General features: G+C 53.6%; 18 protein-coding genes. 10 read left to right on the forward strand and 8 right to left on the reverse strand.

The features are described 5' to 3' along the window. Nucleotides 1-193 precede the first annotated feature (193 nt). Nucleotides 194-1,273, forward strand: coding sequence for an acyl-CoA dehydrogenase family protein (locus ACE6ED_RS23605; protein ID WP_410829887.1), 1,080 nt, complete (start codon nt 194-196; stop codon nt 1,271-1,273). Nucleotides 1,274-1,436: 163 nt separating this feature from the next. After that, nucleotides 1,437-1,937 (forward strand): hypothetical protein, encoded by a 501-nt coding sequence (locus tag ACE6ED_RS23610; protein ID WP_410829888.1) that lies wholly within the window; start codon nt 1,437-1,439, stop codon nt 1,935-1,937. A 265-nt stretch (nt 1,938-2,202) separates the two neighbouring features. Here ACE6ED_RS23610 and ACE6ED_RS23615 read toward each other — a convergent pair whose 3' ends face one another. The 3 genes from ACE6ED_RS23615 to ACE6ED_RS23625 all read right to left on the reverse strand — a co-directional run bounded on the left by ACE6ED_RS23615 (nt 2,203) and on the right by ACE6ED_RS23625 (nt 4,769). Next, nucleotides 2,203-2,328 carry a hypothetical protein gene (locus tag ACE6ED_RS23615; protein WP_410829889.1) on the reverse strand — a complete coding sequence of 42 codons (126 nt, stop codon included), beginning with the start codon at nt 2,326-2,328 and terminating at the stop codon, nt 2,203-2,205. 106 nt (nt 2,329-2,434) lie between these two features. Beyond that, nucleotides 2,435-3,556 (reverse strand): glycoside hydrolase family 88/105 protein, encoded by a 1,122-nt coding sequence (locus tag ACE6ED_RS23620; protein WP_410829890.1) that lies wholly within the window; start codon nt 3,554-3,556, stop codon nt 2,435-2,437. 322 nt (nt 3,557-3,878) lie between these two features. Next, a complete protein-coding gene (locus ACE6ED_RS23625; protein WP_410829891.1) occupies nt 3,879-4,769 on the reverse strand; it encodes a pectinesterase family protein in 891 nt (296 codons plus the stop codon). A 75-nt stretch (nt 4,770-4,844) separates the two neighbouring features. Here ACE6ED_RS23625 and ACE6ED_RS23630 point away from each other — a divergent pair, with 75 nt between their 5' ends. Beyond that, entirely contained in the window at nt 4,845-5,849 is a 1,005-nt protein-coding gene (locus ACE6ED_RS23630) for a helix-turn-helix domain-containing protein (protein ID WP_410829892.1), read from the forward strand. Here the strand turns inward: ACE6ED_RS23630 and ACE6ED_RS23635 are convergent. Together ACE6ED_RS23635 and ACE6ED_RS23640 are read right to left on the reverse strand one after the other, a co-directional pair. Further along, nucleotides 5,820-7,304 (reverse strand): glycoside hydrolase family 28 protein, encoded by a 1,485-nt coding sequence (locus tag ACE6ED_RS23635; protein WP_410829893.1) that lies wholly within the window; start codon nt 7,302-7,304, stop codon nt 5,820-5,822. The two genes, ACE6ED_RS23630 and ACE6ED_RS23635, sit on opposite strands and share 30 nt — an antisense overlap. Nucleotides 7,305-7,319: 15 nt before the next feature. Further along, a complete protein-coding gene (locus ACE6ED_RS23640) occupies nt 7,320-8,885 on the reverse strand; it encodes a glycoside hydrolase family 43 protein (protein WP_410829894.1) in 1,566 nt (521 codons plus the stop codon). A 200-nt stretch (nt 8,886-9,085) separates the two neighbouring features. On the opposite strand from ACE6ED_RS23640, the gene ACE6ED_RS23645 reads away from it, so the two are divergent. The 4 genes from ACE6ED_RS23645 to ACE6ED_RS23660 all read left to right on the forward strand — a co-directional run bounded on the left by ACE6ED_RS23645 (nt 9,086) and on the right by ACE6ED_RS23660 (nt 15,517). Further along, the gene (locus ACE6ED_RS23645) at nt 9,086-11,329 is read left to right on the forward strand and encodes an AraC family transcriptional regulator (protein ID WP_410829895.1); all 2,244 of its coding nucleotides are present in this window, start codon (nt 9,086-9,088) and stop codon (nt 11,327-11,329) included. A gap of 644 nt (nt 11,330-11,973) precedes the next feature. Then, the gene (locus ACE6ED_RS23650) at nt 11,974-12,957 is read left to right on the forward strand and encodes an ABC transporter permease (protein WP_410829896.1); all 984 of its coding nucleotides are present in this window, start codon (nt 11,974-11,976) and stop codon (nt 12,955-12,957) included. Nucleotides 12,958-12,972: 15 nt separating this feature from the next. Continuing rightward, nucleotides 12,973-13,857 (forward strand): carbohydrate ABC transporter permease, encoded by an 885-nt coding sequence (locus ACE6ED_RS23655; RefSeq protein ID WP_410829897.1) that lies wholly within the window; start codon nt 12,973-12,975, stop codon nt 13,855-13,857. A 139-nt stretch (nt 13,858-13,996) separates the two neighbouring features. Further along, nucleotides 13,997-15,517 carry a DUF3502 domain-containing protein gene (locus ACE6ED_RS23660; protein WP_410829898.1) on the forward strand — a complete coding sequence of 507 codons (1,521 nt, stop codon included), beginning with the start codon at nt 13,997-13,999 and terminating at the stop codon, nt 15,515-15,517. A gap of 391 nt (nt 15,518-15,908) precedes the next feature. On the opposite strand, the gene ACE6ED_RS23665 is transcribed toward ACE6ED_RS23660, so the two are convergent. Together ACE6ED_RS23665 and ACE6ED_RS23670 are read right to left on the reverse strand one after the other, a co-directional pair. After that, nucleotides 15,909-16,403 carry a hypothetical protein gene (locus ACE6ED_RS23665; RefSeq protein WP_410829899.1) on the reverse strand — a complete coding sequence of 165 codons (495 nt, stop codon included), beginning with the start codon at nt 16,401-16,403 and terminating at the stop codon, nt 15,909-15,911. A gap of 278 nt (nt 16,404-16,681) precedes the next feature. Then, the gene (locus ACE6ED_RS23670; protein WP_410829900.1) at nt 16,682-17,173 is read right to left on the reverse strand and encodes a pyridoxamine 5'-phosphate oxidase family protein; all 492 of its coding nucleotides are present in this window, start codon (nt 17,171-17,173) and stop codon (nt 16,682-16,684) included. A gap of 319 nt (nt 17,174-17,492) precedes the next feature. On the opposite strand from ACE6ED_RS23670, the gene sstT reads away from it, so the two are divergent. The 3 genes from sstT (at nt 17,493) to ACE6ED_RS23685 (ending at nt 19,185) form a co-directional block, all read left to right on the forward strand. Then, a complete protein-coding gene (gene sstT / locus ACE6ED_RS23675) occupies nt 17,493-18,707 on the forward strand; it encodes a serine/threonine transporter SstT (protein ID WP_410829901.1) in 1,215 nt (404 codons plus the stop codon). 99 nt (nt 18,708-18,806) lie between these two features. Then, nucleotides 18,807-19,061: an SDR family NAD(P)-dependent oxidoreductase gene (locus tag ACE6ED_RS23680; protein WP_410829902.1), complete on the forward strand. Its 255-nt coding sequence runs from the start codon at nt 18,807-18,809 to the stop codon at nt 19,059-19,061. Next, a complete protein-coding gene (locus ACE6ED_RS23685) occupies nt 19,009-19,185 on the forward strand; it encodes a Rossmann-fold NAD(P)-binding domain-containing protein (RefSeq protein WP_410829904.1) in 177 nt (58 codons plus the stop codon). Before ACE6ED_RS23680 ends, ACE6ED_RS23685 begins: the two co-directional genes overlap by 53 nt. A 101-nt stretch (nt 19,186-19,286) precedes the next feature. Here the strand turns inward: ACE6ED_RS23685 and ACE6ED_RS23690 are convergent, their stop codons facing one another. Next, on the reverse strand, nt 19,287-20,324 hold the full coding sequence (locus ACE6ED_RS23690) for a glycoside hydrolase family 88/105 protein (protein ID WP_410829903.1): 1,038 nt from the start codon (nt 20,322-20,324) through the stop codon (nt 19,287-19,289). Nucleotides 20,325-20,724: the final 400 nt, after the last annotated feature.

A 20,724-nucleotide genomic window follows, 5' to 3' on the forward strand; every position in this document is an offset into this window, starting at 1 on the left:
CACTGCTCCCACTGTGTCTGCATCAATTTTATACTGACGGCGAGGCTCCAGGTCAGCTCTTTGGCTGTTTCGTCTCCGCGCTGCAGCGGAGGCCTGCCGTATGCGAAGGATGCAGCATGCAGCACAGTATCTGAAGGATGCGGCACAGTACCCGAAGGATGAGCACATCCACCACTCAAAGGAGGACTAAGCTATGATTACGGAACAAATGCCCGAAACCGTCTCAAAGGAAATGGATCAATCCCGCCGGCCGGACCCTGCGCTGCTGCAGTACATCTATGAGCAGGGCTGGTTTAAGCTGTTCGTGCCGGAGGAGCTTGGCGGCCGGATGACCCCGCTGCCGGAAGCGCTGGAAATCTTTGAACAGGCAGCGGCCTTGGACGGTAATTTGGGTTGGCTCGTCACCATCGGCTCGGGCGGCGGCATGTTTACAGCGTATATGCAGACGGAGACGGCGCGCGAGCAGTTCTCGCCTGCGAATGCCGTTGTGGCGGGAAGCGGCGCTCCGACCGGGATCGCCAGACCGGCCGATGGCGGCTACTACGTTAGCGGCGAGTGGAAATACTGCAGCGGCTCGACCTACGCGACCCTGTTTACCGCCAACTGCCGGATAACCGGAGCGTCAGGCGAAGCGGATGAACAATCCCCGATCCGCTCCTTTATTTTCCGGCCGGACCAAGTGGATATTGTGCCGGACTGGAACGCTTTTGGCCTTAAAGCTACGGAATCCCATACGATCCGGGTACGGGACGCCTTTGTGCCGGCAAGCCACACCTTTTCGCTTGAGGAGCAGCCGGGCTATCAGGAAGAGCTCATCTACCGGTATCCGTTTCTTCCGTTTGCGGAAGTTTCGTTTGCGGCGATGACGCTGGGGCTTGGCCGCCATTTTCTGGAGGAAGCGGCGGCTTTGGCCGAACGGAACCAAGCGGGCTGGGAAGCTGCCGCTCCGGGGCGGTATACTCGGGTCCGAGAGCGGATCACCCGGATGGAGGAGCGTCTGGCAGTGGCGCGCAGCCGATTCTACGATGCCGCACGGGCATCCTGGGAGGAGCTGGCACAGGACGGCAGCCTGCCGGACAGCACGCAGCAGCTGGTCGGCAGGCTCAGCAAACAAGCCGCCAGCATCGCGGCAGGCTGCGCCGCAGACCTGTTCGGCTATCTTGGAATGAGCGCCATCCGGGAGGATGCGGCCGTGAACCGGATCTGGCGAGATTTGCAGACCGCGAGTCAGCATGGACTGCTGGTCTCCTATGAAGAGGATTCCTTAAACTGAATCCTTGTAAGCTGTATTCTCACCGCTTGATAACAGCTGACAGAAAAATTAAAGTTGTAGACTGAGAAAATAAAGCATTAGACTAATGGTGCTTCATTAAGCTAACGGGCAGATTTGCTTAATAAAGCTGTGTTGTGGATAGTTACCGTTAGTGTAAAGTAATATGTATACTCCAATTGGTGGTGTTATGGTGGAATATGGACTTCTTCTTAGTTGGGAGCAAGAAAATAACGCAATTCAAAGAACAATTGAAGGTTTCTGGAACGCTTTTCGAAAGTGGAAAAATGAGGATAAGAGAGAATATCATGATCTGTTCTTAGGCAAGTTGGATGAGGATTTCATTATTATCGATGTGGTATCGATTAGCCTTAAGCAATATTACGACCGTGAAGGTGCCGCCATTTTCTGCTCGCTTCGATTACATTATGTTAATACATTGATTGGTACCTATGACATGGAATTTTTATTGGATGGCACAATAGCAGATGATTACTTATCATTCGAGGACAAATATAGTCTTCGTCAAACATTGACTGCAGACAAATATAGTTTGCGGTTTGCACGGAAAGCGTTGGTTGAAGGGATAGAAGAGAAAGTCATCAATAAAATAACGGGTTTAGAAATGGAGTATATCGAAATTTTGAAGAAAAAGTCGTTGAGCTAACGGGAATCGTTAGTCGAATGACCACACCGCCAGTCTATGACTTTATTTTTCAAGTCTTGGTCTGCCGCTGCTTCTTTAAATGGAATTGTCTAAAACTTATTTCTTAAAAGCTGACGATTCCTCTCTTTAAAAGCCCTCGGTAACTCAACGATTCCAGTCTAATACAATTTGCTCACCAAACAACAGCGTTAAGCCCGGTCATTGTTTTTCCGCAATGACCGGGCTTTTATGTTGGCATAAGATTGAATGGATCGGCTGTGAACGTTTAACGGGACAGCGTATCGTTTTCGATCCCGGCCGGATGGATAAGCACCCAAATATAATACAGCGCTTTGGCGGCTTTGGCGCGGGTCACCTGAAACTTCGGCTCCAGCTCCGCCGCAAAGGACAATTCACCGCGCCGGGTTCCTTTTTCCGCACGAAAGAGTCCAAGCTGGTAAGCCAGCTTAACCTTCTAAAAGCATACGGACGCGGCTCACCGGTGTTCGGGCCGTCCGTCATTGTCCCAACTGCTCCATTTCAAGCGAAGCCAGCAGGAACGGCGCCACACCCATCGGCGCGTCTGCCACAACTTCTTCGGAAATGTAATAATCATAAGAACCGTTGCGGTCCTTGCTGAGTCCGGCGCCGTGGCAAATACCGTGCAGATGCACCCCTTCCTCATCCTCTTTGACCAGATGATTCAGGATGCCCTCATAGCCTTGGAACACGGCGTCCCGGAAGGAAGGCTCCAGGTAACGCCGTCTCAGCCCTTTGGCCATGGCGTAAACGAACATGCAGGAGCCCGAAGCCTCCAGATAGTTGCCTTTGCGTCCCGCCTGGTCCAGCACCTGATACCACAAGCCGGTTTCCTTGTCCTGAACCTCCAGCAGCGCGCCGCACATCCGCTGAAAAATACCGATAATCGTTCCCCGCTGCGGATGGGTGACCGGGAAATGGTCCAGACAATCCACCACGGCCATCGCATACCAGCCCATCGCCCGGCTCCAAAAATGGGAGGACAGCCCGGTGAGCGAATCGGCCCATTCCTGTTCCTTGGATTCGTCCCATCCATGGTACAGCAGGCCCGTCCGCGGATCACGCGTTTTGCGTTCAACCAGCAGCAGCTGGTGCGCCGCCTCGTCAATCAGCTCAGGTCGCGAGAAGACCGCACCGTATTCCGCCAAAAACGGCGACGCCATATACAAGCCGTCCAGCCACATTTGAAACGGATACACTTTTTTATGCCAAAAACCGCCCTCCGAGGTGCGGGGATGACCGATCAGCTGCGCCGCAAGCAGATGTGCCGCTTCCGCATAACGCGTCTCTCCGGTTTCCCGGATCAGCGGGAACAAGTTTTTGCCCTGGTTAATCTGGTCCAGGTTGTATTCTTCAAGCGCATAAGTCCGGATCGAGCCGTCCGGCTGAATAAAGCTATCCATATGCCGCCGCATATAATCCGTGTATTTCGCTTCTTCCAGCTGAACCCCCGCCCGGTGCATCGCCATTAGCAGCATGCCGGGAACGTAGGCCCACCGTTTCAGGATAAAATCATGTTCTCCACGTTCGTTGCATCCTCGCAGGATCGTCTCCGCCGTTTTGCGGGACCAGGCTGCCGTTTCGGTTTTTGTTGCAGGCATCGTCTGTCTCCTCCTATCGTGTTGTCCGATCTTGTTCAGGAAGCTTCTCCTAAATAGACTGAATTGAAAAAGGGCAGGAGGAACTGAGCTGCCACTGCGGCGAATTTGGGACTTCCGGTTGCTGTTATTTTCGGAGTTCTTGAATGATAGACCCGGTTAGCGGGAGAACTCCGAAAATAAAGGCAAACGCATTCGCTCCTCCATCTCCAAATTGCCTTCGTAACATCTCCTTTTCCTGTCATTCAATAATTCAGTCTATTTATCAACTTCTTCGGAACAGCTTACGGGCTTCCTCTTCCGCTTCCGTCTCCGGCAGTCCGGCCTAATAGCCCTCCGGATGCCAGCCGCCCAGCACGGTAATCACTCTGTAGCCAGCCGCTTCTTCCGGCGTGAGCTGCCGCGACCACTCTACTCTGGCCTCCGCATTTGCTCCAGGACCGCTGCTTCCGTACTCTTCGTAACGGCTGGTCTTCTCCCGGTCCGGCTGCCCCCAGTTGTGCCAGCCCTCGCCGATAACCGAAGCGTCCATCTCGGTACGGATAAATGCGACATGGGCGTGCAGCCGCCAAGGCCGGCCGAGATACACTTCGCTTACGCCTTCCCCGCCGGTGATCCGGCAGTCCAAAAACACATAGCCAAACGGTTCGCCGTCCGGCGTCGAAGCCGCCGTGATGTATCCTCTGGAGCGTTTGTTGTGGAGATGGCACCGGTCGAACAGCGCCGTGGCAGCGCCAAAAATATAGTCCACATCGCCTTCAATGTAACATTCGTTATAATATTGTCTGCCCTTGCCGGTATAAAGCGTATCCTGATCGCCGAGCAGCCGGACACGGCGGAAGACCGCTTGGCCCGCATCCACAAAAGCCGCCACCGCCTGCCCGGTGCCCGGACCCGAAGCGTTCCGGATCGTCACATTTTCGGCGGTAAAACCTTCGGCCAGCACATTCAGCGTGCCGGACCGGAATGTGCCAAGCGGCTCGCCGTCCGGCCCCAGCGTATGGGCATTATCCGACCACGTCAGGATGGTCGTGTCCGCATCTTCGCCCAATAGCAAAATGGGGGGCGCATCCGGAGCAACGGTTACTTTTTCCTCATAAATTCCGGGTTTGATCCGGATGGTGACCGCTGACTTGCAGTCCGGCGGAATGGAGTTTAGCGCTTCCTGCAGACTGCCGAAACCTTCGCCGTCTTTCTTGGAGACTGTAATTAACATTAAGGCGGCTCCTTTCATAAGGGACTTTGTTTATTCTATAATGACTGTAATTGTGCGTTAGAGAAGAGGAGAACCATGAACAGCGTAACCAGCCCTAATCCCAAATATCATATCGAAGACGGACGGTTCAGCATTCAGCACATGAAACGCAAGGGAATGACCGCCATGCCGCGTCCGCACAGCCATGAGTGGATTGAACTCTATTACCTACTGGACGGGGAACGCGTCTACTTCGTGGATGACCGGGTAGTTACCGTACATAAAGGAGAGCTGATCCTGATTCCCCGCGGGGAAATCCACTCCACGGCAAGCTCCGAAATGGGCGAATTTGAGCGGATGCTGATTCATTACGATCCGGAGCTGCTGCCGCCCCGGCTCCGGCATGCGTCCAACTGGTTCCACCAGGGCCGCAGGTACCGCTTGTTCAGTCTCACCCTGCGCGAGCAGGATGAGGCAGAACAGCTGCTGTCGCGGATTGTGGAAGAATGCCGGCTGTGCAGACCTTTTTATGAAGCAAGCGTAGTCGCCTTGTTCACCGAGCTGATGATCCTGCTGCAGCGGTCGGAGAGCATCTCGCAGGCGGGAAATTCCAATCCGCCGCTCCATCGTCTGGTGACCGAAGTGGCGACCTATCTCCGGACTCACTATCGTGACACGTTGACGGTGGAGAAGACGGCCCAGCAGTTTTTTATCAGCCCCTCTTATTTAAGCCGGGTATTTCACCGGTTGACGGGCTTTCACTTCCGGGAATACATCCTTCATATCCGGGTGCGGGAGGCGCAGCGCCTGCTGGCCGAGTCCTCCGCCAAAATCCAGGAGATCGCTTCCGCGGTCGGGTTCGAGCATCTGTCCCACTTTAATAAAACCTTTAAAAAAATGACCGGGCTCACCCCGCTCCAATACCGCAAAGCGGCCCGGTCGGCTTCTCCGTCCGGCGCGGGTGAACCGGGCGGTTTCGAACCGGGCGGCTTTGAGCCAGCCGGCTTCCCCGTACGCCCGGACTCCCGTGATGTTGCGGAAGCCTCCGCCCCGGAGGCAGAGGCAGCCTTCTCACGTCTGGATGACAGTCAAATCCCCTGAGCGGCTCAGCGTCACATTGCTGCACTGCCGGGCCGTCACCTCCGGTTGGACCGCGGTCTGAAGGCGGATTCCGTCCAGCGTAAGATCTTGGCCGCAGCGGAGAATAATGCCTTGTTCGCTCACCGCTTCGAAGTCCTGGATCGTGAGCTCCGACACCGGCAGCTCCGGCAGCCCGTTCACGAGCAGCGCGGTATTCGCTCCCTGACAGACCACATTCCGGATGGTGATTTTGCGGAATTCCGGCGTCTCTTCGCTGACCGGAACCGGCTGCTCTTCATGTCCTTCCGATCCTTCCACTCCCGCATAAAACAAATGGAACGACACCGCTTCGTGCACGATGCCCTGCATGCGAATATTATCGATTTCGATATCCTCGACCACGCCGCCTCTGCCGCGGGCGCTTTTGAAGCGGAGGCCGATGTCCGTGCCGATGAACGTACAGTCCGTGACTCTCACAGCGTGTACGCCCCCGGACATTTCGCTGCCGATGACTACCCCGCCATGTCCATGATAAACTGTACAGCCGCGGATCGTCACATACCGGCACGGCATGCCGCGTCTGCGGCCTTCTTCGTCTTTGCCCGATTTTAGGCAGATGGCGTCATCGCCCACGTCGAACCCGCAGCGCTCAACCAGCGCATGCGTACACGATTCCAGGTCAAGCCCGTCGCCGTTTTGCGAATACCACGGGTTGCGGACCTGAACGTTCCGCACGGTAACGTGTTCGCAGCCGTTCGGATGAAGACACCATGCGGGCGAATTCTGGAAGGTGGGGCCCTCCAGCAGTACCCGCCGGCAGCCGCGCAGGCTGAGCAGCGCCGGGCGCAGGTAATGGCGGGCCGGCAGATAAGCTTCTATCCGGGTTTCCCCTGCTTCTCCCAGCTTCCGGCACAGCGCTTCGCCTTCCATTGCTTCACGGGAAGGCCACCAGATCTCTCCGTCCGGTTCAACCGCTCCGCCGGAGGAGAGCAGCCGGTTCCACTGGTTCTCCGTCGTTTTGAACCGCTTCACCGGCCGCCAGCCTTGACCGCTGCCGTCAAAAATCCCCTTGCCGGTAATGGCGATGTCGGTAAGTCCCTCCCCGTCAAGCGGCGCCTGGCAGCGCCAGCCGGCGGTCCCTTCATAATGGGACTCAATCAAGGGATACAGCGCAGGCTCGGGATCAAACAGCACCAGCGCTCCCTGCTCCGCATGCAGGTTGATCCGGCTGTGCAGCTTCAGGGGGCCGGTTCGCCAGATTCCCGGAGGAATGACCACGGTACCGCCTCCGGCCGCGGCGCATGCATCCAGCGCGTTCTGGATCGCAGCGGTCCGCAGGCTGAGCGCGCCTTCCTCCGCTCCGGGTTCCTCAACCGAAAACGTCCGGTCCGGAATGTCCGGCAGCTCGGGCAGCGGATAACCGCTGCCGGATGCATTGCTGGTCATAGGATGGCTAACAGGATCATGATCGTTCACAAACAAATCCTCCTTTTAGTGAAGTTCTTCGTAACTGAACCAGTCAAAATCCGCTGCGCTAAAGCTGGATGCCCCCTGCGAGCTGGCATACATACCGATGTAAGCGCCGGTGAAACCTCCGGCTTTGTCGGTGCTGAGCAGTGTGCCGTCCGCCTCTTCATGCAGCGCCGTCCAGCCGCCCGCTTCCGAAGCTCTGTAGTAAAAGCTGTAGGCCTGCCCTCTCGCCTCCACTTTGAATTGGATTTTGTCTTCAGCATAAGGGATCGAAGCCAATTGCTGTTCAACGCCGCCGCGGCGCTCGATCAGCCGGAGCACCTGCTGTCCTTCCGCTATCCCCCGTTCGAGCCGGAAGTGGTAGTCCGCGTTCTGCATCAAAACAAGCCCTGCGGTTTCATTCTCCGCGCCCGGGAGGAAGGCCATGTCCGCCGCCGCGCGGAAGCTGAGGTGCTGCTGGCGTCTGGCGACAAAAGACGGGTTCGCGATTTCCGCCATCTGCTCCGGCTTCAGCCGCAGGCGCAGGAAGCCGGGGCGTTCCGTGAGCGACCAGAATTCGCCGCGCGGCGTCCGCAGGAAGTTCCAAACCGGCGCGAGCTCGCCGTCATTAAAGTCATCGCGGACGGGCCGCTCCGGCCATTTCGTCTCCGGCAGGTCCGGTGCAGCCGCTTCCAGCTCCACCACGCCTTTGCCCGGATTGACGAGCGGCCATTCGTTCTCCCAGGCCACCGGCACCAGGAAGGTCTCGCGCCCCAGGTTGCGGTAATAGCCGCCGCAGGTCCGGGAGGCCAGGCAGACCATCCACCAGTCGCCGTGCTGGGTCTCCACCAGTTCCCCGTGTCCGACGTTGACGATCGGATAATTCCGGCCCAGGTGCCGGTGCGTCAAAATCGGGTTGGATTTATGGCCCTCATAAGGTCCCGTTACGCTGCGGCTGCGGGCGATAGTGATGGCATGCGTATGCCCTGTTCCGCCTTCGGCGATCAGCACATAATACCAGCCGCCGATTTTGTAGACATGGGGCCCTTCCTGCGCATGAGCCACCTTAAGCGCACCCTGCCAGATGCTGTGCTTCGGCCCGACCAGTTTACCCTGCTTCAAGTCGATCTCCTGGAGCCAGATGTCCATGTGCTTCGGATAATCTTGTCCTTCGGGGGGCACGCGGTTGCCGGTATAATACACCTTGCCGTCGTCGTCAAAAAACAGCGATGGGTCAATGCCCGGGGCATCCTCCAGCCAGACGGGGTCGGACCAGTCTCCGGCCGGATCGGTAGCTGTTACATAGAAGTTGTGCTGCTGCTTCTCGTTGTCGACAAAAGTCGTGATCATATAGAAAACGCCGTCATGATAACGCAAAGTCGGCGCCCAGATGCCCATGGACGGGTTGGTGTGATCCAGATTCAGCTGGGAAGGCCGGTCCAGCACATGGCCCAGCTGCCGCCAATTGACCAGGTCTTTGCTGTGAAAAATCGGGACGCCCGGGAAAAATTCAAAGCTGGACGTAACGAGGTAGTAGTCTTCTCCAACACGGATGCACGACGGGTCGGGATAAAAACCAGGCAGGATCGGATTGCGGAATGTTCTCAAATCAAGAGTCCTCCTTAAACAGCGTATGAATGTAAGCACCACCAATTATAGTTCATGCATATTCAAATTTCTTGCACTTTTTATGTTCTTTTTCTTCATTTTTATACTTTTATGCTCAGACCGCCAAGCTGCATGGTTGTCAAGAACAGCTTCTCCCTCTAAAATGTGTGTAATAGGTTGAACATAAAGGAGCGAACACAGTGGGAAAGAAAAAGAACCTATACACCCGCTTTTTCCTCAGTCTGACGATGATTTCCGTCTGCTGCATCCTCGTGCTGGCCGTGGCGATTTTTTCCTTATACCGGAATATCTCGATAGATAACGTGAACAAGGCGAACCAAAATGTACTGCTGAATGCTGAAAGCGTTTTTACCAACTACAAGGAAATCGTCCAGAACTATACCATGGACTTCTACGCCAACCCGAACATCAACGCGCTGATGATGAGCGGCGATACCTCCTGGAGCGATCAGCTGTACAGTGCGCTGAGCCAAATCCGCGGGGCACTGGTCGTCAACACTTATATGGAAAATGCTTATATTTTCGGCGTGGACGAGCCTGTGGCCATTTTTGAGAATCTGCCGCTTAGTCCCGCTTCCAAGCAAGAGCTATTCTCGCGCATGCGGAGCAGCCGGATTATCGAATCCCCGTTTCTGTGGCAGGCGACCTTGAACAATGGCGCTCCCAAGACGCTGCTGACGGTGTTTTACAACGACCGGGCGTTTACCAGCAGTGAATACCGCGGGGCTGTAGCATTAACCGTAAATTTGAGCAAACTCCAGAACAACCTTTTTTCGCAAAAAGAAGGCGAATCCGCGCGTTACGCCGTTGTTAACGAAGCCGCCAAGGTGCTCATGCACAGCGCCCAAGCCAGCGTTCCTTACGACCCCGGCATGCTGCAGAAAGTAGCCGCCTCCGCGGAGAAAAAAGGCTCCTTTGTCTGGAAAGGCGAAGGCGATCCGAAACTGATTACCTATATCTACTCCGAACCGGATAAACTGTGGTTTCTGTCGGAGACGCCTTATAAAGACAGCATCCGCGATATTTCCTACGCCCGTAACGTCATAGTGGGGCTGTGCCTGACTCTCATTGCGGCCGCAGCGGTAAGCGCCAAGCTGATTTCGCAGCGGATTTACCAGCCGATCGGCCGCCTGTTCGGCAGTATCGCGCATTTGTCGGGCAATGAAGCGGCGCTGAAGAGCAGCGGTGATTTTGAGGCGGTGAATGTGGAGCTGGAGACGATTGGCGTCAGGCTGGAACAGCTGAAAAAAGAAAGCGACGACAGCGCGCTGATGCGCTGGCTGCTGTCGCCGCAAGGTACGGAGGAGCGGTCCGGGTCCGAAACTCCTATGATGCGGATTGGAGCCTCCGAAGGGGCTTATTGTGTGGGCGTCATGCATGTGCTGGAACCGGACGGCACAAGGGGTGCCGAAGAAACCGCCGAAGAAGTTATCGGACGGGTTCAAACCGTATTTGCCGACCTTGCTGAAGTGCTAGTCTTCCGTCCGCATCAGGAGGCCGCAGTCCTGATCTTGCGCGAGCAGCATAACGGCAGCTTCGGCGATTACGCCTTGTTCCGGAGCAAATGGGCGGAGATTTCCGCAGCTTTGCCGGCCTCTTCCTGCCGCTTCGCTTTTGGAGTCAGCGGAACAGCAGACGATCCTGGCCTGCTCAAGGAAAAATACCATGAGGCGCTGGACGGGCTGCAGTATATTAAATTTCATAGAGAGCAGACGATCGTTTTTGCGGACGATACGATTCATTTGAACAGCGGCCCGGTGCCGGAACAAGCGCTTGAACCCGTGCTGCAGGCGGTCAGGCAGCCCGACCAGGCAGGCCACATCCCGCAAGCGGTGGAGCGGCTGCTTGAGATCGCGTGCAGTTACCGCGCGGAGCCGGCTTCAATTGCCTTATCCAAGCTGGCGTATGAGCTGAACCGCACGGCCGCAATCCAGACCGACTCCCGGCATTCCGGGCTGCTTGAGGAATACCGGAAGATCGGACAACTTCGCAGCTACGGCAAGCTGCAGAGCTGGATCGAAGCCTGCTGTTATGCGGCGCTGGAACGGATCGCCGAGATGAGTGCCGTTGAGACGCGCAGCATTGCCGGCGAGGCGGTCAGTTATATCCGGGAGCACTACAGCGATCCCGGCTTGTCCCTTAACACGCTTGCCGAAAAGCTTTCGCTTAGTCCGGCCTATCTCAGCAGACTGATCACCGAAGAGGTGGGCAGCAGCTTTCCCGACTTCGTCAATCTGATCCGGCTGGAGCAGGCACAAAACCTGCTCATCTCCGACCTGGGCCTGGACATCCGGACTATCGCCGAAAAGGTGGGCTACAACAGCAGCACGTATTTCACCACACAGTTCAAGAAGCGTTACGGAGTTACGCCGTCAAAATGGAGAATGAACCATATCCTGCACAACCAAAGCTCGATCAGCTGAATGCTGCGGTTTGCTTGGCGGATATTCGGCCCCGCGGAAGCCGTACAATCATATAAGCAATTCACGGGAGAGGTTCCGGATGCCGTGCAGGCGCCGGGGCACTCCTTTTTTTATTCCTCCAATCGGATTTACGGAGTGCCACCGGGCCCTCTTGTCCCTCCAGCCGGATTACGTCGGATGCCACCGAGCCCCTTCTGCTCCGCCAGACGGATTACGTCGGATGCCACCGAGCCCCTCCTGTCCCTCCAGCTGGATTGCATCGGATGCCACCGAGCCCCTCCTGTCCCTCCAGCCGGACCTGCGCTGGATGCTCCCAAGTCGCTTTTTCCCCTCCAGCCACCTTAACCCCACTCCATGTTGAGGCGGTCCATTTGCAGGCCAAAACACGCCTTTTTTCCGCTCCAACAGGCCTAAACAAGCCTAAATCACAAAAAAATGAGACGTTTTTACTTTTTTTAAGCCGCCAGGATCGGCTTTTTTTAACGTTTTTCCGATTCTTTTGATAGCGGTTACAAACTGCTGGACGTATGATTTTCGGTGTAAAGCGTTTGCTTGATACACACTGCGGCATGCGCTTGAACCACCGCTTGGCAAGCCTTGGCAAGCATGGTGAACCAGCACTGTTTAAAGGAGTGAAGCAATTTATGATGCAGGAGACTACGCCGGGCGCACCGGGCAGGCTTGCCGGAACGGAATCCGGAAAGACCCGGAGCCGAAGCTTCGGCAAAGCTTTAAGGAGGGACGGTTCGCTGTACCTGCTGGCTCTTCCGGGGATCATCGTACTTATTTTGTTTGCTTATTTGCCGATGAGCGGACTTATCCTCGTATTCAAAAACTACAACTTTGTTGACGGCATCTTCGGCAGCCCATGGGCGGGATTCTCCAACTTCGAGTTTTTTTTCTCAAGCATGGATGATGCGCTGAGGGCCACACGCAACACGGTTATGCTGAATGCGCTGTACATCTTAACCGGCACGTTTTTTTCAGTATCGATCGCTATTATCTTGAATGAGCTGCGCAGCAAGTGGTTCATTAAAATCACCCAAAGCGTTATGTTTTTCCCTTATTTCATCTCGTGGATCATTATCGGCGCTATTTTGTTTTCAATGCTGGACTACGACAAGGGCATTCTGAATCAGTTGTTCCAGACGCTGGGCATTCCCCAGGTGGACTGGTATTCCAGCCCATGGCTGTTCGTTATTATTCTGGTGCTGGCGAATATCTGGAAAAGCGCGGGTTACGGCGCCATTATCTACTACGCAGTGCTGCAGGGCATTGATACTTCATACTACGAAGCCGCTCGGATTGACGGAGCGTCCAGATGGCAGACCATTATCCATATCACGCTGCCGGTGCTGATTCCTTCTATTATATTGATGACGCTGCTCAGTATAGGAGGAATGCTGAAAGGCGACCTCAGTATGATCATGGGCGTGACGTTCCTGAATCCGCTGCTGCTGCCCACCACCGATATTATCGATGTCTATGTCTATCGAACGGCAATCCGTTCCGGCGAATTTGGTTTCGCTTCGGCGATTACCCTGTACCAGTCCGTGTTTGGTTTCATTCTGGTGCTGGTAGCAAACAAAATGGCCGGCTGGTATGACAAAGACAGCAAACTATTTTAGGGGGCTTGGCAAGATATGCACACTACTGAAAATAAAGGGCTGGTCGTCGCCTTTTATATCTTCATCACCATCTTTTCGGCCATCTGTCTCGTCCCGTTTCTGCTCGCGGTGTCCGGTTCCCTCTCCACGGAATCAAGAATCGCGGCGGAAGGGTATTCGTTTTGGCCCCGGGGCTTTACGTTCGAAACGTATGAGTTTCTGTTCGGCTCCAAGGCGCAGCAGATTCTCCGGGCGTATTCCATGTCGCTGGTCGTTACGGTGCTCGGCACGGTTTCGGCTGTCCTGGTAACCACCGCTTATGCTTATGTCATTTCGGTCAAAAGCTTCCGGCTGAAAAACTTCTTTTCCTTTTTCGCTTATTTCACAATGCTGTTCAGCGGCGGCACGCTGCCGTGGTATCTGCTCAGCACCAAATATTATCATTTGGGCGACACGCTGATCGGCTTGTTTGTTCCTTATCTGCTCAGCGTATTCCTGATGTTCCTGATGGCCAACTACTTCCGGAGCATCCCGCATGAAATCGTGGAGTCGGCTCAGATTGACGGAGCGGGCCATATGCGGATCTTCTTCAGCATTATGATTCCGCTCGGCCGGGTCGGATTGGTCACAATCTCGCTTTTTTACGCGCTGCAGTTCTGGAACGACTTCTATCTGCCGCTCATGCTTGTCTCCGATCAGGATCTCTACACCATCCAGTATCTGATGTACAACATGATGGCGAACATTCAGTTCCTGGCGTCAGGCAATGCCGCCCAGGTTGGCGGTGCCATTATCGCGCCTCCGCTGGAGACGGCAAAAATGGCCATGACCTGTCTGACCGTGCTGCCGATTGCGATTCTGTATCCTTTTATGCAGCGTTTCTTCGTTAAAGGTATTGTCGTCGGCTCGGTCAAAGGGTAATCCAATCCCGCTAAGCCGCATTCACCGCGTTGCTCACGGCCCTGCTCCTTTCCTTCCTGACTTGTTGTACAATGGAATTTAGGGAGCATGGGCCTATGCATACAGGCTTTCAGCCTGAGATATCTAATCAGGAGGGTTCATGATGAAAAAACAAACAAAATGGGTAAGCTTGCTCCTGGCGGCTGTGTTCTTGCTCAGCGCATGCTCGCAGGGCAACAATGAAAGCGCTAACTCCGGCGGCAATGCCAGTCCCGCCCCGGGAAGCGGCAATGAAGGCGCCAGCGGTTTGGCTCCGGCCAATCTTAAAATCGTGCTCTACGGCGACGAATCCAACCGCATGAAAGAACTGGCCAAAACGGAGTTCTACGATACGATCAAAAAAGAGATCAACGCTGAAGTAGAATTTCAGTTCCTGCCCTGGACTGAATACGGCGGCGGTAAAACCGACTTGATGCTGTCGACCGGCGAAGATTTTGCCACCTACACAGACGCCAACTATATGGTGAAATCCGTAGCCAAAGGTTTATATACCGACCTGACCCCTTACCTTGATGCCACAGCCGATCTGCAAAAAAATGTGGACGAAGCCTCCTTTAAGGCCTTCCAGCTGGATGGCAAGCAATACGCCATTCCCGTTGGCAATAAACCGAACTCCGCTGAGTTTTACAGCGTGCTGGTAAGACAGGACCTGCTGGAAGAGGTCGGTATGCAGCAAGTGACTTCACTTGCGGAATTGGAACAGTTTTACGATAAGGTGCATGCGGCCCACCCCGAGCTGATCGGCTATGCCAACACCGATGCGCGCAGAATGCTGCAGTATGATTACACCGACAAAAACCTGTATTGGCAAAATGAGTTTATCGCGCTCGACGAATCCGCCAAAGACGACAAAATCATCAACTGGTTTGAATCCGAGGAATTTAAGAAATACGCCGATCTGATGTATGGCTGGTATCAAAAAGGCATTATTCCGAAATATGCCGCAACCAATACGCCGCAGCTGCAGTCCGACTGGAACTCCGGCAAAGCAATGTTCTGGGCTGGCACGGCGGCCCGTCCGTTTGAAGGCGCGGCCACGATTTCGCAGGCAGTCCCGGACGCGAAGCTGACGAACTATTTCCTGGGCACCGGCCGGCCAAAAATCAGCCGCGGCACTTACAGCACCGCCTTTTTTGTCTCCGCAGGGGCCAAGGACCCGGAACGTTACATGATGTTCTTTAATCTGCTGCAAAAAAATCAGGAGCTGTACGATCTTTTCGCTTACGGCATCAAAGACACCGATTACACGCTGGATCAAAACGGCCGCCTCACGAAGCTGACGACCGATTCCCTGATTCCCGACTGGCTTCTGATGAACAAAAACTTCATGCGGTTCGACAATACCGTACCCGACGAGTTTATCGAGGAGTACAAAGCCTGGGACGAGGGAGCAATTATCTCCAAAGCCGCCGGCTTCAACTTCGACAACACGCCGGTAAAAAATGAAGAAACGAAGCTGAACGGGGTATTCACTGAATATCTGGCGCCGATCGGCAGCGGATTTATCGATTACGAATCCGCCTACCCCATCGCGCTGGAACGGATGAAAGCAGCAGGCATCGACAAGTATATCGCCGAGTACCAGAAGCAGTTCTCGGAGTGGTACGCTAAACAGCAGTAACAGACTGACACTTTAGATTAGCCCGTGGGTTAAGCATCAGCCTGCCTAGTCTTTAAGACAGGCCATAGCCAGACCATAAGCAGACCATAGGCAGATTATACACAGACCACAGACAGACCATAAGCAGACTTAGGCGGACTTAGGCAGACTTAGGCGGAATTAGGCGGAATTAGGCGGACTTAAGCAGACTTAGGCCGACTTAAGCAGACTTAGGCGGACCAGCTGCTAAGCCGCAATGAGCGGCGGGTTGAATGCATCATAAGCCAGACTTAACGCAGTTATGCCAAACAGAGCGCGTCCCTTATGGGACACGCTCTGTTTGTGGTTTGGGCGTCCGGATTTCAGCTGCCGTTCTGTTCGCGGCACTCTGTTCTTTTTTTGCCCAATGGAATCAATCGTTAAAGAACGGGTCGCCTTCAAACATGTCGTCTGTGACGTTCACTTCCATCCCTGTTTGGGGTTCCAAATCCATGTGTACTTTGCCCGAACCTTTGTTGCCTACGAATTTGATCGCACTTTTGCCTTGGGGCAGCTTTAAATCAAGTTCCTTTTCCTCCCCGCCTTCCCACAAGACGGTCAGTTCTTTGTTTTCGTCCACTTGAATGATCTTGAACTTATCTGCCTTTGTGCTGCCGCTTATCCTTAATTTCGTCTCCGCCTCGGCTGTAGAAGTGATCTCCCACACCGTATAAATCCCTGAAAATCTGGAGAATTTGCAATCCGCCGATTCCGCTGTGATTTCCGACTCACTGTTTACGAACGAATAGCTGTCGCCTGAATCCTTCTGACGTTCCACGTCTTGAAACAGCTTGCCCTTATCGTCGCCGCATGCACTCAATAATGAGATCAGCAGGAGCAGCGGCACAATCTGTATCCATTTGCTCAATTTACAGTTCCTCTCCATCCTCAATAGTTTATAAATTGATAGCTGCAGCAGCGACAACGTCAGTTCACCAAATATCCTGTATAAGGAATTTTATCCTATACTCTTCCAAATCCCTGTTAAAATCCTCATACCACACTCCTCCGTTCCTACGTGTAGAGAAAATATCTATGCGAACGGCAAAAAGACCGCCAATCCGTGGCGGCCTATCGACGCGTTCCTGTGGTACGGTTCCTGTCAGCTTAGTCAGATTCTGATTCACTAACCGGCATGGTCAGAATTTAGTTCAGTTCAACCGTTTGGTTAAGATTCGACTGTTCCGTGTCCTGATTCGTGATGCGCTTGAATAGATATGACGCTTTTTCGGCAAGGTTGCCGCTTTTCCAGTATTCCGCTGCTTCGACCTCCACCTTGATGAGAATAACCTCCGGATCGTCGTAGGTGGTCTTCAGGAAGGCTTCGTAGCCCGCGTTCCAAAATTCCTTTTTCTTCTCCACATCATTCACCAGCTTGGCCGTTCCGCGCAAAGAGACATAAGACTTGTCCGAATACACGACATTTACTCTGGGATCATGGACAATTTCCTCAAATTTGCTTGTATCGGATTTGGTCAGGAACCATAGGTCGCCGTCGAATTCAACCTCCTGCGTCTTCATCGGACGGGACACCAGTCCCTCGGACGAAATCGTTGTAAGCATCGCCGTGCCGATCCCTTTGATCAGCTTGCGGACCGTTTCCACCGCTTCCTGGTGAGTCAGGTTTGGATTGGACATACATATCGCCTCATTTCTTGGAGTATGAGATAGGGTATCCAATGTTCTTCCAATTATTATTAACCGGATTTGCCGGACCTTACTCTGCCGTTGCCGGGTTTGACTCCAATGCGCTGTTTCAAGCGCCAAACCCGAAGAACGCCATTAGGTTAAACACCATTTTTCTTTACCCGCAATTTACCATTAAAAAACCGGCTAATGTTACAGCAAATGATCTACACTTTCGGACTTTGACGTGTTAAACTGACATAAATATAACTCACCTTTTGTCCGGAATCGGCCAGGCTTGGTTATATATCCACACTACCCGGAGGGAATTATGCGTACACTCATACTTAAGTGGAACAGGTTAAGCCTGGTCAATCGAATTGTAATCGGAATTGTCATCGGTATCGCTCTTGCGTTGACCGTTCCCCAAGCAGCGGGAATTGCTCTTCTTGGTTCCTTGTTCGTCAGCGCTTTGAAGGCGGTAGCCCCGCTGTTGGTGCTGCTGCTGGTTTTGACGGCCATTTCCAAACACAAAAAAGGCCATCGCACCAATATGAAAGCCATCATCACGCTGTATGCCATAAGCACTTTTTTGGCTGGATTGACCGCTGTAATTGTAAGCTTCCTATTCCCAAGCCGTCTGTCTCTTGTATCGGGGAACGAGAATTTGTCGCCTCCTCAAGGCATCGTGGAGGTCATTCAAACATTGCTGTTTCAAGTGGTCGATAATCCGGTAAGCGCGCTGATAAACGCGAACTATATCGGAATTTTGGCTTGGGCGGTTGTTTTGGGGATGGTTTTGAAACATGCCAAAGACAGTACCAAAGATCTGCTGGAGGATCTCTCAAATGCCATCTCGCAAGTCGTCAAATGGGTTATTGCGTGCGCGCCTTTAGGCATTCTGGGCCTCGTGTTCGATTCCATTACATCAAACGGCCTTTCTTCCCTTGGCGATTATTTATCACTGCTCCTTGTTCTCGTTGGATGCATGCTGTTTATTGCGCTCGTTGTAAATCCGCTGATCGTCTACCTGACGATCCGGAGAAATCCTTATCCGCTAGTGTTAAGCTGCTTGAAGGAAAGTGGAATTACTGCATTTTTCACCCGAAGCTCCGCGGCGAATATTCCGATCAATATGAGATTATGCCAAAAGCTTGGGTTAGACGAAGACACCTACTCTGTGTCCATACCGCTGGGCGCTACCATCAACATGGCCGGCGCGGCAGTCACCATCTCTGTTCTCACACTTGCGGCCGTGCATACCTTGGGCATTGAGGTTGACTTCCCGACAGCCCTTCTGCTCAGCGTTTTGTCCGCTGTAGCAGCGGCGGGCGCCTCGGGTGTGGCGGGTGGTTCGCTGCTGCTGATCCCGATGGCGTGCAGCCTGTTTGGCATCCCAAATGAGATCGCCATCCAGGTGGTGGGCGTAGGGTTCATTATCGGTGTGCTTCAAGACTCGTTCGAGACAGCACTGAACTCCTCTTCGGACGTCTTGTTTACTGCTGCCGCGGAATATGCCAAGGAACGTAAAGAAGGAAGGAATTAAGGAGAGAAGGATTTAGGCAGTAATGCGTCGGCCGTAATTCTTTGTTCCCGCGTCGCTCAAGCGTTACAATAAGTTCAAACGCAGGAGAGGTGGGAGAGGATGATACAATCCGCATTTGTCACCGGTGCCGATCACGGCTTGGGGTTAGCCTTTGCAGAGGAACTGTTGAAGAGCGGCTGCACTGTTTTTGCTGGAAAATACGCCTCTGACACAGGACCGCTCAACCAGTTAACGCAGCGGTATCCTGACAAGCTGACGCTTGTTCCACTGGATGTTTCAAGCAGCGGCAGCGGGACAAGTCATGATTCTTCATCCGGGCCATGTCAGGAGTTATATGCAGGGGAAGCTCGATGAGAGCGGCAGCTTGACGCCCTCCGAGTCTGCGGTCCATATTCTGGGCTGGGTTGCCAGGCACAAAGAGTTTATGGGAGAACACCCGGTATTTCTGAATTATAATGGAGAACCGATGGAATGGTAGCAGATAAGGAAACTATCCATTAAATAGGCAAACGGCCCTGATCCTGAAGCATAGCGGACAAGGGCCGTTTTTTCTTTTACCGAAGGCTGGAATGTCACGAGTTAAATGTTGTTCACAAGCTCTTTGTTCTGGAGCATAGCCACCAGGTAGGCCAAGGTCAAGCCTTGTCCCCAGCCCTGCACCCGCTTTTTGGAGATGACTTTGTAATCATCCGCGGAGTGCATAACCGCCGTACCGGCCGATACGTTCCGCACCGATCCGTCTTCGTCAATATTGGCGAGAATGCCTTCATAAGCCTTGGCCATATAGTTCTGATGCAGCGGGTGACCGTTAATAACAATCGCCGCCGCAATGCCCGCGGAAGCCGAAGTTTCCTCGTAGGACGTTTCGTCGTCCAGAACGGTGCGCCACAGGCCATTTGGCGTTTGCAGCCGGACCAAAGCGCTTAGCTGATCGCCTAAAGCCCCGCCAATTTGCATCCACATCGGCATAAAGGGATTCAGCATTTTGTACGCCTGCGCCATCGTATAAGCCGCCCACGCATTGGCCCGGCCCCAGTAAATCCCGGACAGATGGTCTTGTCTTACATTATCCCACGCATGATAAAATAAATTCGTTTTGGTATCCTGCAGGTACTCCTCGTGCCAGTAAAATTGGTTAAGCGCATCGTCGGTGTACTCTTTGCTGTCCAGCTTGAAGCCCAGCCGGAGCAAGAAATACGCGGCCATAAACAGCGTATCCGCCCACGCCTGCTCGGGGAAATCATTTTTGGAGGAAACCGTGTGCTGGAACACTCCCTCTCCGAACCGGATTGCATCCTTGCGGAGATACTCGGCTTTCAGCAGCGCCAGGTCCAGATATTTGGAATCCCCCGTTGCTTCGTGCAGAGTAATCATCGTATGGCCCATGGCGCACGAATTAACCATCAGGTCGGGCAAACCAAGTTCTAGGTATTCATCCACCCATTTGACCAGAAAGTCGATATATTCCTGATTGCCGGTGACCTCCCATGCTTTGCTGATACCATAATAGGCTACTCCGCAGGACCAGTTCCAGGTAAAATCCATATTCATCGTTCTGCGGACGACACGGTCGATCAGCTCCCGGACTTCTGTTTCATTGCACTCAAATTTGCGCATATCTTCATCTCCTGTTCAAATTAAGCTTCTGCGCCTGCCACAGCAGCTTACTTGCTTTCCACCCTAATGAAACCGTTTGCTAAAATAAACTGGCTGCACTATGAAGACGTTGACCGGAATGCCCACCTTAATAAATCTTACAACCAGTGATTGGAAGTTAACAATCTTAAAGTATTGATTCACGCTATAACAAAATTGACTTGCAGCAGATCTCTTACTTTACAGTAACGGGCATTGCACCTATTGGTACACAAATTCAAACTAAAAAGGCGCTAGAAATGAAAAAGCACTGTAAACACAAAAAAACCACCGCCGGAATCGGCAGTGGTTCGTGTGCTTGGCGGCGTCCTACTCTCCCAGGACCCTTCGGTCCAAGTACCATCGGCGCTGGAGGGCTTAA

The sequence above is a fragment of the Paenibacillus nanchangensis genome, assembly GCF_046543445.1.
In the GTDB taxonomy this organism is placed as follows: domain Bacteria; phylum Bacillota; class Bacilli; order Paenibacillales; family Paenibacillaceae; genus Paenibacillus_AQ; species Paenibacillus_AQ nanchangensis.

Coding starts and splice junctions, on each gene's coding strand:
- ACE6ED_RS23610 (WP_410829888.1), top strand. CDS start 1,437: ATGTATACTCCAATTGGTGGTGTTATGGTGGAATATGGACTTCTTCTT.
- ACE6ED_RS23690 (WP_410829903.1), bottom strand. CDS start 20,324: ATGCGCAAATTTGAGTGCAATGAAACAGAAGTCCGGGAGCTGATCGAC.
- ACE6ED_RS23630 (WP_410829892.1), top strand. CDS start 4,845: ATGAACAGCGTAACCAGCCCTAATCCCAAATATCATATCGAAGACGGA.
- ACE6ED_RS23660 (WP_410829898.1), top strand. CDS start 13,997: ATGATGAAAAAACAAACAAAATGGGTAAGCTTGCTCCTGGCGGCTGTG.
- ACE6ED_RS23620 (WP_410829890.1), bottom strand. CDS start 3,556: ATGCCTGCAACAAAAACCGAAACGGCAGCCTGGTCCCGCAAAACGGCG.
- ACE6ED_RS23680 (WP_410829902.1), top strand. CDS start 18,807: ATGATACAATCCGCATTTGTCACCGGTGCCGATCACGGCTTGGGGTTA.
- sstT (WP_410829901.1), top strand. CDS start 17,493: ATGCGTACACTCATACTTAAGTGGAACAGGTTAAGCCTGGTCAATCGA.
- ACE6ED_RS23685 (WP_410829904.1), top strand. CDS start 19,009: ATGATTCTTCATCCGGGCCATGTCAGGAGTTATATGCAGGGGAAGCTC.
- ACE6ED_RS23605 (WP_410829887.1), top strand. CDS start 194: ATGATTACGGAACAAATGCCCGAAACCGTCTCAAAGGAAATGGATCAA.
- ACE6ED_RS23670 (WP_410829900.1), bottom strand. CDS start 17,173: ATGTCCAATCCAAACCTGACTCACCAGGAAGCGGTGGAAACGGTCCGC.
- ACE6ED_RS23650 (WP_410829896.1), top strand. CDS start 11,974: ATGATGCAGGAGACTACGCCGGGCGCACCGGGCAGGCTTGCCGGAACG.
- ACE6ED_RS23655 (WP_410829897.1), top strand. CDS start 12,973: ATGCACACTACTGAAAATAAAGGGCTGGTCGTCGCCTTTTATATCTTC.
- ACE6ED_RS23625 (WP_410829891.1), bottom strand. CDS start 4,769: ATGTTAATTACAGTCTCCAAGAAAGACGGCGAAGGTTTCGGCAGTCTG.